Source organism: Nocardioides pyridinolyticus, from assembly GCF_054653575.1.
In genome coordinates this window covers 1-13,292 of record NZ_BAAIFY010000001.1, presented here as the reverse complement: position 1 = coordinate 13,292, position 13,292 = coordinate 1, and the positions used below count along the sequence as shown (strand labels likewise).

Genomic DNA, 13,292 nt, shown 5'->3' with positions numbered 1-13,292 from the left:
CAATAGCGCCAGTACGGTCGCGACATGCAGGTCGAACACCTGATCGTCGGCGCGGGCTTCGCGGGGCTGTGCGCGGCGATCAAGCTCCAGGAGGACGGGGAGTCCGACTTCCTCGTGGTCGAGAAGGGCCCCGACGTCGGCGGCACCTGGCGCGACAACACCTATCCCGGTGCCGCCTGCGACGTGCCCAGCCAGCTCTACTCGTTCTCGTTCGCGCCGAACCGCGACTGGTCGATGTCGTTCTCCCCCCAGCCGGAGATCCAGGCCTACCTCCAGCGGGTCGCGCGCGAGTCGGGGACGCTGGACCGGTTCGCGTTCGACACCTCGCTGGAGGAGGCGCGCTGGGACGACGACGCGCAGGTCTGGCGCAGCCGGATCGCCGGGCCGGACGGCGAGCGCGAGGTCACCTCCACCACGCTGGTCGTGGGCGCCGGCTCGCTGAGCGAGCCGAAGCTGCCGGACATCGACGGCATCGACACCTTCCAGGGTCACCTCTTCCACTCGGCGCGGTGGGACCACGACGTCGACCTGGCCGACAAGCGGGTCGCGGTGATCGGCACCGGGGCCTCGGCGATCCAGATCGTGCCCGAGGTGCAGAAGGTGGCCGCCCACCTCGACGTCTACCAGCGCACCGCGCCGTGGGTGATCCCGCGCTCCGACCGGGCCTACACGCGGCTCGAGCGGTTCCTGTTCAAGCGGCTCCCCGGCTTCCAGCGGGTGTACCGCACCTCGATCTACCTCTCGCGCGAGCTGCTCGTGCCGGGCCTCACCGTGAGCCGCGCGTTCTCCGCGCCGGTGAAGAAGGCCGCGCAGGCGAACCTCCTCAAGGGCGTCCGCGATCCCGAGCTCCGCGCCCGGCTGACTCCGCACTTCGACATCGGCTGCAAGCGCATGCTGATCTCGAACTCCTACTACCCGGCGATCTCCTCGCCGAACGTCGACCTGGTGACCGACCGGATCACCAAGGTGACCGGGAACGCGGTCGTCACGGCCGACGGCACCGAGCGACCGGTCGACGTGCTGGTGGTCGCCACCGGGTTCCACACCACCGACCTGCCGATCGCCGAGCGGATCCGCGGCCGGGGCGGCCGCACGCTGGCCGAGAGGTGGGACGAGACCGGCATGGCGGCGTACAAGGGGACGACCGTGCCGGACTTCCCGAACTACTTCATGCTGGTCGGCCCGAACACCGGCCAGGGCCACACCAGCATGGTCTTCATCATCGAGGCCCAGGTCGAGTACCTCCGCGACGCGGTGCGCAGCATGCGCCGGTCCGGCTGGTCGACGCTCGAGCCGACAGCGAACGCGTTCCGCGCGTGGAACCGGTCGCTCCAGGGACGGATGAAGCGGACCGTCTGGACGACCGGCGGCTGCTCGAGCTGGTACCTCGACGAGCACGGCAACAACCCCACCCTCTGGCCACGGTCGACGGTGACGTTCCGTCGCGACCTGGCGCGGTTCGACGCCGACGCCTACACGGCCACCTCTCGGAAGGAGCACGTCGCATGAAGTCCTTCGACGACAAGGTCGTGGTGATCACCGGCGCGGGATCGGGCATCGGCCGCGCGCTGGCGGTCGACTTCGCCCGCCGGGGCGCCCTGCTGGCGATCTCCGACGTCGACGACGCCGGTCTGGCCGAGACGGTGGACCTGGTCAAGGGAGCCGGTGTGCGCCAGGTGCGCTCGGACCACCTCGACGTCGCGGACCGGGCCGCCTTCGCGGCGTACGCGACCGCGATCGCCGAGCACCACGGCCGCGTCAACGTCGTCGTCAACAACGCGGGCGTCGCGCTGGCCGGGAACCTCGAGGACCTCGAGTACGGCGACATGGACTGGATCATGAGCATCAACTTCTGGGGCGTGGTGCACGGCACCAAGGAGTTCCTGCCGCACCTGATCGCGTCCGGCGACGGGCACGTCGTCAACATCTCGTCCTTGTTCGGCCTGATCTCGATGCCGGGCCAGAGCATGTACAACGCGGCCAAGTACGCCGTGCGCGGGATGTCCGAGGCGCTGCGCGAGGAGATGCTCGTGGCCGGCCACCCGGTCGGCGTCACCGTCGTGCACCCGGGCGGCATCAAGACCGCGATCGCCCGCAACGCACGGGTGTCGGCGCGCGAGGACAAGGACCGCACGGCGAAGCTGTTCGACCAGAAGCTCGCGAAGATGACCCCGGAGCGGGCTGCCGAGATCATCGTCAGGGGCGTGCAGCACGACAAGGCGCGGGTGCTCGTCGGCCTCGACGCCCACGCCCTGCACACGGTCGCGAAGCTGACCGGGTCGCGCTACCAGGACATCGTCGCGAAGGCCGCTAGCCGCGTGCTTCCCGAGCAGACGACCGTCGTCTAGCGGACCGCTCGGCCCGGGGCGTCCGCACCTTCAGCGGACCGACCAGGCGCGGACCGGCGAGCCGGCTCTCGACCTTGCGGGCCTCGCGGCGCAGCGGCTGGGCGACGTACTCCCCCAGGATGACGCCGGCGGCGATCGCGGTGGCGATGGACGCCGCCGTGATCAGTGCGAGCAGGCCGGCGGACGTGGCGGAGTCCTCCTCGGTCAGCAGGCTGAGGCCGCGGTAGATCGAGAGGCCCGGGAGCATCGGCACCACTGCCGAGACGACCACGACCAGCGGGGGCACGCGCATCCGGCCGGCGACGGTATAGCTGACCAGACCCACGAAGAACGCCGCCAGCGCGACCGACCAGGTCCGGCCGGCGCCGCCGACGACGACGCCCTGGGAGATCACCATGGCGACGGCCGAGACCAGGCCGATCGGGACGAGCGTGCGCCGCGGGGCGTACGACGCGAAGGCGAACGCCGCCGCGCAGATCGTCGCGCCCAGCGCCATGACCGAGACGTCCTTGAGGCCGGTGGGCGCGCCCGGGGCGATCGGCCCGACGTCGACCCCGAGCAGGTCGGCGACCGTGAGGCCGCCGGAGACTCCGGCGATGATGCCGCCGGTGGCCAGGATCGCCTCGGTGAGCCGCGCGCCGGCGGTGATGTAGAAGCCGGTGAGGGCGTCCTGGAGGGCGCCCATGAACCCGATCCCGGCGAGCAGCATGATCAGGTTCGCGGTGACGACGAGCGACGGGTCGAGCTCGAACGGGAGCAGGGTCGCCGCGATCGCGATCAGCGTCGCGACCGCGCCGCCGGCGACCTGCCGGTAGAAGAACGGCAGCCGCTGCCGCGACATCGCGAGCTGGAGCCGGTCGATGGCGACCGCCGCGATGGCCGCGATCACCGCGACCGCGACGCCGCCGCCGAGCTGGATGCCGACCCCGGCGGCCATCAGGCCCCACCCGAGGGTCGCCGCCCACCGCGGCAGCACGTGCCCGGACGACACGATGCGGGCCAGCCGGCTGCGCGCCTCCTTGAGAGCGACGTCGCCGTGCAGCACCTCGCGGACCAGGTGGTCGACGAGCGTGAGGTCCTCGTAGTCGATCTCGCGCTGCTTGACCTGCCGGATCAGCACGACCGCCGGCTCGCCCGGGTCCTGCTGCATCGCCATCGACAGCGAGGTGAAGGTGACGTCGACGTCCGGGTTGCGCACGCCGTACTGCCACGCCAGCGCCTGCATCGTCGCCGTGACGTCCGCAGCACCGGCGCCCGAGGACAGCAGGACCTCGCCGACACGGAGGCAGAAGTCCAGGGTCAGGTTGAGCTCGCGAGCCTCCATTCGGTCACCAGACATGGCCGCCATGGTGGCAGCCGGCTGGTAGACAGGTCACGTGCCCCCCGCCCCCCTCGCTCCGGTCCGCGTGGTCATGTCGAAGTGGGGCGGTCGGCCGCACTGGGAGTTCGACGCGACCTACCTCGGCCGCGACCCACACGGCGACTGGCTGGGCATCTCCGCCGGCACCGAGATGGACCGGCCCGGGGCGCACTACGTCTGCCCGACGAACCAGGTCGGGCTGGTCCCGCCGCCCGGGCCGGACGCCGAGCGGGGCTGGCTGGCGACCTTCCACGACGTGGGCGGGCCGGTGCGGATCTACGTCGACATCACCACGCCCCCGGTCTGGGACGGCGACGTCGTGCGGGCGGTCGACCTCGACCTCGACGTGGTCCGCGGCTGGGGTCGGTTCCCGGGGCAGGGCAGGGTCTGGGTCGACGACGAGGACGAGTTCGCCGAGCACCGGGTCGCCTTCGGCTACCCCGACGACGTCGCGGCGGCCGCGCTGGCCTCCTGCGAGCGCGTCCTCGCCCTCGTGCACGACGAGGCGGCGCCGTACGACGGGAGCGCGATGGCGTGGCTCGCGCGCCTCGAAGGCATGCTCCGGGCCTGACTGTGGAACTGTGGTCCGCGTGCGGATCGACTTCCACGGCTCCCCCGAGCCCACTCTCGGCGTCGAGTGGGAGCTCGCGCTCGTCGACCGCCGCAGCCGGGACCTGCGCAACGACGCGACCCACCTCTTCGCCCGGGCCAAGCCGCGGCTGCCGGACCCCGGCAAGCTGCACAAGGAGCTGCTCCGCAACACCGTCGAGATCGTCAGCGGGGTCTGCCACACCGTCGGCGAGGCGATGGCCGACCTGCGCCAGACGCTCGAGGTGGTGCTGCCCGCCGGCGACGACCTCGACATCGACCTGTACGGCGCCGGCACCCACCCCTTCGCGTCCTGGACCGGACAGCAGCTCACCGAGGGCCATCGCTACGAGGAGCTGATCAACCGCACGCAGTGGTGGGGCCGGCAGATGCTGATCTGGGGCGTGCACGTGCACGTGGGGCTCCCCGAGAAGCAGCGGGTGATGCCGGTGCTGTCCGCGCTGCTCAACCACTACCCGCACCTCCAGGCCCTCTCGGCGTCCTCGCCGATCTGGGCGGGCATCGACACCGGCTACGCCTCCAACCGGGCGCTGATGTTCCAGCAGCTCCCGACGGCCGGCCTGCCGTTCCAGTTCGAGACCTGGGCGGAGTTCGAGGCCTTCGCCAACGACCAGGTCGTCACCGGCGTGATCGAGGAGCTCACCGAGATCCGCTGGGACGTCCGGCCCGCCCCGGCGCACGGCACCCTCGAGAACCGCGTCTGCGACGGCGTCTCCAACTTCACCGAGCTCTCGGCGCTGGTCGCCCTCATGCACTGCCTCGTCGTCGACCTCGACACCCGGCTCGCCGCCGGCGAGACGCTGCCGACGATGCCCCCGTGGCACGTGCAGGAGAACAAGTGGCGCGCGGCCCGCTACGGCCTCGACGCGATCGTGATCACCGACGCCGCCTCGAACGAGCGGCTGGTCACCGACGACCTCGCCGACCTCCTCGAGCGACTCGCCCCCGTCGCGGACCGGCTGGGCTGCGCCGAGGACCTCGCGTCGGTCGCCGCCATCCCGCGGCGGGGCGCGTCCTACCAGCGCCAGCGCGCCGTCGCCGAGGCGAACGACGGCGACCTCGTCGCGGTCGTCGACTCGGTCGTGCGCGAGCTCCGGGAGGGGCTCCAGTAGCCCTCAGTAGCCCTCGGGCGGCGGCACCATCTCCAGCCGTACGCCGAGCAGCCGGACCGGCCGCTCCCGGTCCGCCGGGTCCAGCTTGTCGAGCAGCGACACCGCCGCCTCCTCGAGCACGGCCGGGTCGTTGGTGGGCTCGGGCAAGGTGAGGCTCCGGCTCACGGTGGAGAACGGCCGCAGCCGGACCTTCAGCCCGACCCGCGCCGCCGGCCGGCCCTCGGCGTCGATGTCGACCACGACCCGGCGGGTCAGCGCCCGCACCGCCGCCTCGACGTCGACCGGGGTCTCCAGGTCCTGCTGGAAGGTCTCCTCGCGCCCGTGGGCCCGCGGCACCCACGGGGTCGCGTCGACCGGGCTCGTGTCCGCGCCCCGGCCGAGGCGGTGGTACCACGGCCCCATCGTCGGTCCGAGCTCCGCCGCCAGCACCCGGGCGTCGGTCGCCGCCAGCTGGGCGACGGTGTCGATGCCGAGCGCGGCCAGCTTCTCGGCGGTCTTCGAACCGATGCCCCCCAGCGCGGTCGTCGGGCGGTCGCCCATCACCTCGAACCAGGTCGCCCCCGTCAGCTCGGCCACGCCCCGTGGCTTCCCGAACTCGGTCGCGATCTTGGCGCGCAGCTTGTTGTCGCCGATCCCGACCGAGCAGTGCAGCCCGGTCGCGGCGAGCACGGTCGCCCGCAGCTCCTCGGCGAACGCTCGCGGCTCGCCGAGGTCGCCGTGGCCGGCGCCCGCCGCCAGGAACGCCTCGTCCCAGCCCAGCACCTCCACCACGACCGGCACGCCGCCCCACACCAGGGCGCGCAGCGTGTCCATCACCTCGGCCGAGGCCGCGTCGTACGCCGCCTTGTCCACCGGCAGGAACACCGCGTCGGGGCACTTGCGCGCGGCGATCCGCAGCGGCATCCCGGAGCCGACACCGAACGCCCGCGCCTCATAGGACGCGGTCGCCACGACGCCGCGCTCGGTCGGGTCACCCCGCCCGCCGACGACCACCGGCAGCCCGGCCAGCTCCGGGCGGCGCAGCACCTCCACCGCCGCGATGAACTGGTCCATGTCGACGTGCAGCACCTCGGTCATCGTGGTGGCGGCAGGGCGTCGGTCGACTCCATCTGGTCCATGCCGGTGACCATGAGCAGGTCGACGACCACCGAGCGCAGCTGGGCGAGCACGGCGTCCGCGGCCAGCACCTCCGAGCGGTCCACCTGGCCGGTCGCCTCCGCGACGGCGAGGAGCGCCGGCTGCGCTGCCGTGGCCATCCGGTTCTCGGCGAGCTCCTGTGCCACCGCGTCGGCGGCGTCGGCGAGGTCGAGCGCCAGCAGCGAGTACGCCCGCGGCACCGGCCGGCGGTGGTACGCCGCCACCGCGGTCTGCCGCACGAGCACCCGGGTGCTGCGCAGCGCCCGGTCCAGCGGGTCGACCAGCTCGGCCATCGAGCGCAGCCCGGCCCGGTGCCGGACCCGGAAGGGCGACGACTCCACGACCGAGAGCCCCTCGTCGGCGGCGGCCTGCAGCTCCCGGATGAGCGAGTCGGTCGACCGCGCGTCGGCGAGCAGCGCCATCGCACGGCCGGACTCGCCGTCGTCCATGACCTCGCCGGCGGCCCGGAGCAGCCCGGAGATCTTCCGCACGACGACGGCGGCCTGCTCACGTGGCCGGCGCAGCGGGGCGGCCGGCACCACGGTCGCGGCCACCAGCGCCACCGCGCCGCCGATGACGGCGTCGGTCCAGCGGGTGAAGGCCTGGCTCGGCCCGACGGCGAGCCCGGCGATCACGATCGACTGCACCGCCGCCTGGGTGACGAACAGCTGACCGCTGCCGAGCAGCAGCGCCGAGGACATCGCCAGGGCGACGATCAGGCCGATCTGCCACCCGCCGGAGCCCAGCAACACCACGAGCAGGTCGGCGAGGAAGATGCCGACGGCGACGCCGACGGTGACCTCGACGACCCGGCGCAGCCGTTGGCCGTAGGAGGTGCCGAGCGCGACGACGGCGGCGACCGGGGCGAAGAACGGACTCGGGTGACCGAAGACGTCGGCCGCGAGGAACCAGGCGACCGCGGCCGCGGCCGCGCACTGGCCGATCTGCCAGGACTTCGTCCGGAGCCGGCGGACCCGGGCCCGCAAGGAGATGCGGCTGCGATCCCACATCCGATCCAGCGGGCCCGCCTCCATGCGGGCGATCCTCCCATGCGGGCCCTCGTCCCCACGATCACCGGACGATCACCGGAACGATCACCGGAACGATCATTGGGCGTGCGCCCAGTCGAGCGCCTGCTGGAGGTCGCCGAGGTCGCGGTACCAGGTCCGGATCTCGACCCGGCAGCGCACCCGGTCGAGCCGGGCGTCGTACTCCGAGCACTCGGCCCGCGCCTCGGAGTCGGTCGGCGGGTAGGCGGCGGAGCCGTCGTAGTAGGAGATCTCGAACCCGTTCAGCCGGTCGCCCCTCACCTCGACGATCGTGTCGCCGGGCGGCGGGTCGACAGCTGCGCGGGCGGCTCCTCCGACGCAGATCCCGAGGACGAGGGCGAGGCACGCAATCCATCTCATGACCGCGACGCTAGGAGGGGCCGCGGACGGTTCGCCGGGCCACGGAGCGAGCCTGTGGACGGGCCGGACGGAAGGCCGGCCTGTGGACGACTACCGGGCCAGCGTGCGCCGACCCTTCACCCCTGCGGGCGAGAACCGAACCGGAACGTTCCGGATCCGGCCCGGAGGGGTACGACCCGGTCGTGACCGAGGGTGCGACGGGGCGGCTGCTGCACGCCCGCTACCGGCTGACCGAGCGGATCGGCTCGGGCGGCATGGGCACCGTCTACCGTGCCCACGACACCCGGCTCGACCGCTGGGTCGCGGTCAAGGTCCTGCGCAGCTCCGACGACGCGATCCACCGCGCGCGGCTCCAGGCCGAGGCCCGCTTCGCCGGCAGCCTCCAGCACCCCGGCATCGTGCGCGTCTTCGACTACGGCGAGGAGGAGAGCGAGACCGGGACGACGCCGTACCTGGTCATGCAGCTCATCGACGGTACGCCGCTCCGGGCCCCGCTCCCACCCGACCGGCTCGCCGAGCTGCTGGTCGGCATCGGCGAGGCGCTGGCGGTCGCGCACGCGGCCGGTGTGGTGCATCGGGACCTGAAGCCGTCCAACATCCTGGTCACCGCCGAGGGGAAGCCGGTGCTCGTCGACTTCGGTGTCGCCCGGTCCGACGGCGCGGACCCGCTGACCGACACCGGCTTCGTGGTCGGCACCGCCGACTACCTCAGCCCCGAGCAGGTCGAGGGCTCGCGCGCGACGCCGGCCTCCGACGTCTACGCGCTCGGCGTCGTCGCCCACCAGTGCCTGACCGGCGCCTCGCCGTTCCACCGCGAGACCCCGATCGCCACCGCCCTCGCCCACCTGCGCGACGACCCGCCCCAGCTGCCCGGCGGCGTCCCGACCGGGCTGCGCACGCTGGTCCAGGCCATGCTCGCGCGGGCGCCGGAGGACCGCCCGACGGCGGCCGAGGTCGCCGCCCGGGCGAGCGCCGCACCCCAGACGCGCACGGTCGTGCTGCCCCCGATGCCGGCGACGCCACCGCCCCCGCCCCAGGTCATCACGCCGTGGGCGCGGCGCCGGATCGCGGTGGTCGGGGCGATGGTCACCCTGCTCGTCGTCGCGCTCGTGGTGGCCGCCCTCCAGGGCCGCAACCCGACCGCACCCACCGCCGCCGCGGCCGGGGTCGGGGCCGGGGCCGGCGAGGAGAAGGCCAGCCAGAGCGCGCGGCCCACGCCGACGCCCACCCCCACGCCGACCCCCACGCCGACCCCCACGCCGACACCGACCCCCACACCGGACACGAAGCCCGCCCCGGCCCGGCCGGCTCCGAAGGCGCACGGCCACGAGAAGGAGCCGAAGAAGCCGAAGCCGCACCCCGGCAAGGGGCCGAAGAAGCCGAAGAAGCCCGGAAAGCACCGCTAGCTAGCGGTTGTGGCCGTCGCCACTTCCAGCCACACTCGCTCAATGGTGTCCCCCATCGACCCGACGGCGTCCGGGTTCCTCCTCGCGGAGAACCGCAGCATGCCGATGCACGTCGGTGGCCTCCAACTCTTCGAGAAGCCGGAGGGCGCGGGCCGTGACTACGCCCGCCAGATGTACGAGGCGATGCGCGACGCCCCCGAGATCGCACCGCTCTTCCTCAAGCGGCCGCACCGGTCGCTGTCGACCGCCGGGCAGCTCGTCTGGGTCGAGGACGAGCAGTTCGACATCGAGCACCACGTGCGGCACAGCGCTCTTCCCCAGCCGGGCCGGATCCGTGAGCTGCTCGACCTCGCCGGCCGGCTGCACAGCACCCGGCTCGCGTGGGAGCGGCCGCTGTGGGAGGCCCACGTCATCGAGGGCCTCCGCGACGGCCGGGTCGCGCTCTACACCAAGACCCACCACGCGCTGGTCGACGGCATCTCCGCGATGCGGCTGCTCCAGAGCGTGCTCAGCACGGACCCCGACCGCCGCGACATGCCGGCGCCGTGGGACGCGCGCACCCGGGAGAACCGCGTCCCGAGGCCGTCGAGCGAGAGCAGCCTGGCCGACCTCCCCGCCCAGGCGCTGCGCTCCGCGCTCGGCATCGCCTCCGAGGCGGCCGGGATGCCGGCCGCGCTCGTGCGGACCCTCACCAAGGGCGTGCGCAACGAGACGTCGGCGATCTCGCTCCACGCCCCGCGCACGATCTTCAACCGCAACATCACCGGCTCGCGGCGGTTCGCCGCCCAGGACTGGCCGGTCGACCGGCTGCGGGCGATCGGGAGGGCGACCGGCACGACGATCAACGACGTCGTGCTCGCGATGACCGCCGGCGCCATCCGCAGCTACCTGATCGAGCACGACGCCCTGCCCGACGCCCCGCTCGTGGCGATGGTGCCGGTCGGCCTCAAGGCCAAGCAGTCGACGACGGCGTCGACCGAGGGCGGCAACGCGATCGGTGCCGTGATGTGCCAGCTCGGCACGCACCTCGAGGACCCCGCCGACCGGATCGACGCGATCCACCGCTCGATGAAGGACGGCAAGGAAGCCCTGTCGAGCATGACGCCGGCGCAGATCCTCGCGATGAGCGCCCTCGGCCAGGCGCCCGCGATCGTGGCACCGGTGCTGAAGCTCCAGGGCATCGTGCGACCGCCGTACAACCTGATCATCAGCAACGTGCCCGGGCCGCGCACCACGCACTACTGGAACGGCGCGAAGATGGTCGGCACCTACCCGCTGTCGATCCCGATCAACGGCATGGCGCTCAACATCACCTGCACGTCGTACGACGGCAACATGGGCTTCGGGCTCATCGGCTGCCGCCGCACCGTGCCCCACCTCCAGCGACTGCTCACGCACCTCGAGGACGAGGTCACCGCGATGGAGAAGGCCGCCGGCGTCTGAAGGGCCTAGCGGATCCTGCCCCCGACCTCCTCCAGCCCGCCACCGACGGTCTCGGCGACGGCCCGCAGCCGGGCCCGGGTGATGTCCGCGACGGTCTCGAGCCCGGCCGCGTGGGCGTTGGAGCCGACCCGGGTGGGCTCGGCGGAGTTCACGCTCACGCAGCGGCGGGTGCCGCCGTCGGCGGCGTTCTGCAGCGCGACCGCGTGCCCCGTCGTCCCGCTGCCGGCGAAGAAGTCGAGGACCACCACGTCGTCGGGCATCGTGCCGAGGATGCGCCGCACCAGCCCGGTCGGCTTGGGCGACTCGAAGACGTGGCCGACGAGGTCCTTGAGCTCCTGCACGGCGGTGTCGGTGGAGCCGATCTCCTCGGCCAGCCAGATCGTGCGCAGCTTCTTGCGGCGGCCGGCGTGCAGCCAGTCGCGCTGGAAGACGTCGACCCGCTCTCCCAGCTTGCCGTTCACCCACCGGCAGACCAGGTCCTCGGGGCGCTCGTCGATGCGCGGACGGCTCCACCGCCACACCGCCGGCCGGCCGTCGCCGAAGACCGGGTCGATCTCCACCGCCCCCTCGAAGGGCGTGGTGCTCACGCGACCGGACTCGGGGTCGCCCCACACCGTGAAGTGCAGGGTCCGCGCGGTCACCGGGTTGAACTTCTTGTTCGTGTTGCGCAGCGGCAGGTGCCGGTAGCGGCGCCCGTCGGGCGCGGTCAGCGGGAAGTCGCGCTCGTCGACGTGGTCCGGCGACGTCGCGTCGAGGACGGTACGCCGCGCGTCGCGGGCGTACACGAGCAGGTACTCGTGGCTGGTGGCGAAGCCCCGCCCCAGCTGGCGGCCCTTGGGGTTGAGGTTGACCACGACCTGCGCGAGGAACTGCTCCTCGCCGTACACCTCGTCCATGAGGATCCGCAGGTGCGCCACCTCGTGGTCGTCGATGCTCACGAAGATCGCGCCGGTCTCGCCCAGCAGCTCGCGCGCGGCCTCCAGCCGGGGCCGCATCATCGCCGTCCACGCCGCGTGGCCCGGGAAGGCGTCGCGGTAGGCGAAGTCGTTGCCGGTGTTGTAGGGCGGGTCGATGTAGATCAGGTCCACGGGCCGCCCCAGGATCGCGGGCAGGGTGGGGAGCACGTCGAGGTTGTCGCCCTCCACGAAGGTGTTCCACGCCGGCACGAATCGCACCCTAGCCTCCAGAAATCGCGGGGGTGGTCGGCTTAGCCTTGAACAGGTGCGCATCCGACTGACCTTCTCGGCCGGCCTGGCGGTGTGTGCCCTCCTCGCGATGGCGCCCGCACTGGCCGGTGATCCCACCGACCCCGGCGACCCCCGCGATCGCGGCCAGCCCCGCGGCCAGCCCCGCGCCCTGCACCCCCAGCACTCCTCCGGAGGCGACTCCGGCACGACCGTCTCGCCGCTCGCCCGGTCCGGTCGCACCACGACCACCGACGAGGTGAGCTGGAAGGTCGCGCCCGGCGTCACCTACACGCGGTGGAGCCGGACCGACGCGCGTGGCCCGGTCCGCGCGCACCTGCTCACCATCGACCCGAGCACCCCGGGGCTGACGATCGACTACGCCAGCATGGGCGCGGTCCGCCGGGTGGCCCCGGTCGCCGACATCCTGGCCCAGGACAAGGCGGTCGCCGGGGTCAACGGCGACTTCTACGACATCGGCCACACCGGCGCCCCGCTCGGCCTCGGCAAGGACCTGGACCTCGGCCTGCTGCACGCCCGGCAGGAGGGCTGGAACAAGGCGTTCTTCATCGACCGCGAGGGCCACGCCGACATCGGCGACCTGCCGATGGCCGCGCGGATCCTGAAGCACCCCGACCTCGAGGTCACCAACCTGAACTCGCCGTTCGTCCACCCCGGCGGCATCGGCGTCTACACCCACCGGTGGGGACGTACGGCGGGCTACCGGGTCACCCAGGGCCAGCGGGAGAAGGTGCGCGAGGTCGTGGTGAGGGACGGCCGGGTGGTCAAGAACCGCGGCAAGCTCAGCGTCGACCACAAGATCCCGGGCACCGTGCTGATCGGCCGCAGCGACGGCGCGGTGCAGCTGCGCCGCGAGCTGCCGATCGGCACGCGGGTCAAGGTGCGCTACTCGCTCGCCGGGCGTCCGCAGATGGCGATCAGCGGCAACAACTTCCTCGTGCACGAGGGGGTCATCCGGGCGGTCGACGACCGCACGCTGCACCCCCGCACGGCGGTCGGCGTCGACCACGACACCGGCGAGGTGCTGCTGCTCGTGATCGACGGCCGGACCAGCCGCAGCCGCGGCTACACGATGGTCGAGCTCGCGAACCTCATGGTCGACCTCGGCGCCGACGAGGCGATCAACCTCGACGGCGGCGGCTCGTCGACGATGGTCGCCCGCAACCGCCAGGGCCGGCGGGCCGTGGTGAACACCCCGTCCGACGGGTTCCAGCGCTGGGTCGCGAACGCGATCTCGGTCCGCTACCAGGCTCCCAAGTCCCG

General features: G+C 72.9%; 12 protein-coding genes. 7 read left to right on the top strand and 5 right to left on the bottom strand.

Annotated features, from left to right (window positions below):
• The first annotated feature begins 24 nt into the window (after nt 1–24).
• Both ACYQ0U_RS00060 and ACYQ0U_RS00055 read left to right on the top strand, forming a co-directional pair.
• Complete coding sequence (locus ACYQ0U_RS00060; protein WP_459968111.1) at nt 25–1,509, top strand: flavin-containing monooxygenase; 1,485 nt, start codon at nt 25–27, stop codon at nt 1,507–1,509.
• On the top strand, nt 1,506–2,348 hold the full coding sequence (locus ACYQ0U_RS00055) for an SDR family NAD(P)-dependent oxidoreductase (protein WP_459968110.1): 843 nt from the start codon (nt 1,506–1,508) through the stop codon (nt 2,346–2,348). Before ACYQ0U_RS00060 ends, ACYQ0U_RS00055 begins: the two co-directional genes overlap by 4 nt.
• Here ACYQ0U_RS00055 and ACYQ0U_RS00050 read toward each other — a convergent pair.
• Nucleotides 2,311–3,687, bottom strand: coding sequence for a threonine/serine exporter family protein (locus ACYQ0U_RS00050; RefSeq protein ID WP_459968108.1), 1,377 nt, complete (start codon nt 3,685–3,687; stop codon nt 2,311–2,313). The genes ACYQ0U_RS00055 and ACYQ0U_RS00050 overlap by 38 nt on opposite strands.
• Before the next feature lie 37 nt (nt 3,688–3,724).
• Here ACYQ0U_RS00050 and ACYQ0U_RS00045 point away from each other — a divergent pair, with 37 nt between their 5' ends.
• Together ACYQ0U_RS00045 and ACYQ0U_RS00040 are read left to right on the top strand one after the other, a co-directional pair.
• Nucleotides 3,725–4,279 (top strand): DUF402 domain-containing protein, encoded by a 555-nt coding sequence (locus ACYQ0U_RS00045; RefSeq protein WP_459968107.1) that lies wholly within the window; start codon nt 3,725–3,727, stop codon nt 4,277–4,279.
• A 19-nt stretch (nt 4,280–4,298) separates the two neighbouring features.
• On the top strand, nt 4,299–5,429 hold the full coding sequence (locus tag ACYQ0U_RS00040) for a glutamate--cysteine ligase (protein ID WP_459968105.1): 1,131 nt from the start codon (nt 4,299–4,301) through the stop codon (nt 5,427–5,429).
• Nucleotides 5,430–5,432: 3 nt separating this feature from the next.
• Here the strand turns inward: ACYQ0U_RS00040 and ACYQ0U_RS00035 are convergent, their stop codons facing one another.
• From ACYQ0U_RS00035 to ACYQ0U_RS00025, 3 genes are all read right to left on the bottom strand, one after another.
• Nucleotides 5,433–6,506, bottom strand: a complete 1,074-nt coding sequence (locus ACYQ0U_RS00035) for a DNA polymerase IV (RefSeq protein ID WP_459968103.1) — start codon at nt 6,504–6,506, stop codon at nt 5,433–5,435.
• The gene (locus ACYQ0U_RS00030; protein WP_459968101.1) at nt 6,503–7,600 is read right to left on the bottom strand and encodes an FUSC family protein; all 1,098 of its coding nucleotides are present in this window, start codon (nt 7,598–7,600) and stop codon (nt 6,503–6,505) included. Before ACYQ0U_RS00030 ends, ACYQ0U_RS00035 begins: the two co-directional genes overlap by 4 nt.
• A 72-nt stretch (nt 7,601–7,672) precedes the next feature.
• On the bottom strand, nt 7,673–7,975 hold the full coding sequence (locus tag ACYQ0U_RS00025; protein ID WP_459968098.1) for a hypothetical protein: 303 nt from the start codon (nt 7,973–7,975) through the stop codon (nt 7,673–7,675).
• Nucleotides 7,976–8,157: 182 nt separating this feature from the next.
• Between ACYQ0U_RS00025 and ACYQ0U_RS00020 the strand changes: the two genes are divergently transcribed.
• Together ACYQ0U_RS00020 and ACYQ0U_RS00015 are read left to right on the top strand one after the other, a co-directional pair.
• Nucleotides 8,158–9,381, top strand: coding sequence for a serine/threonine-protein kinase (locus ACYQ0U_RS00020; protein WP_459968096.1), 1,224 nt, complete (start codon nt 8,158–8,160; stop codon nt 9,379–9,381).
• A gap of 42 nt (nt 9,382–9,423) precedes the next feature.
• A complete protein-coding gene (locus ACYQ0U_RS00015; RefSeq protein ID WP_459968094.1) occupies nt 9,424–10,824 on the top strand; it encodes a WS/DGAT/MGAT family O-acyltransferase in 1,401 nt (466 codons plus the stop codon).
• A 5-nt stretch (nt 10,825–10,829) separates the two neighbouring features.
• On the opposite strand, the gene ACYQ0U_RS00010 is transcribed toward ACYQ0U_RS00015, so the two are convergent.
• Entirely contained in the window at nt 10,830–11,990 is a 1,161-nt protein-coding gene (locus ACYQ0U_RS00010; protein ID WP_459968092.1) for a site-specific DNA-methyltransferase, read from the bottom strand.
• A 55-nt stretch (nt 11,991–12,045) separates the two neighbouring features.
• On the opposite strand from ACYQ0U_RS00010, the gene ACYQ0U_RS00005 reads away from it, so the two are divergent.
• On the top strand, nt 12,046–13,292 hold a 1,247-nt coding region (locus ACYQ0U_RS00005; protein WP_459968089.1), incomplete at its 3' end, for a phosphodiester glycosidase family protein.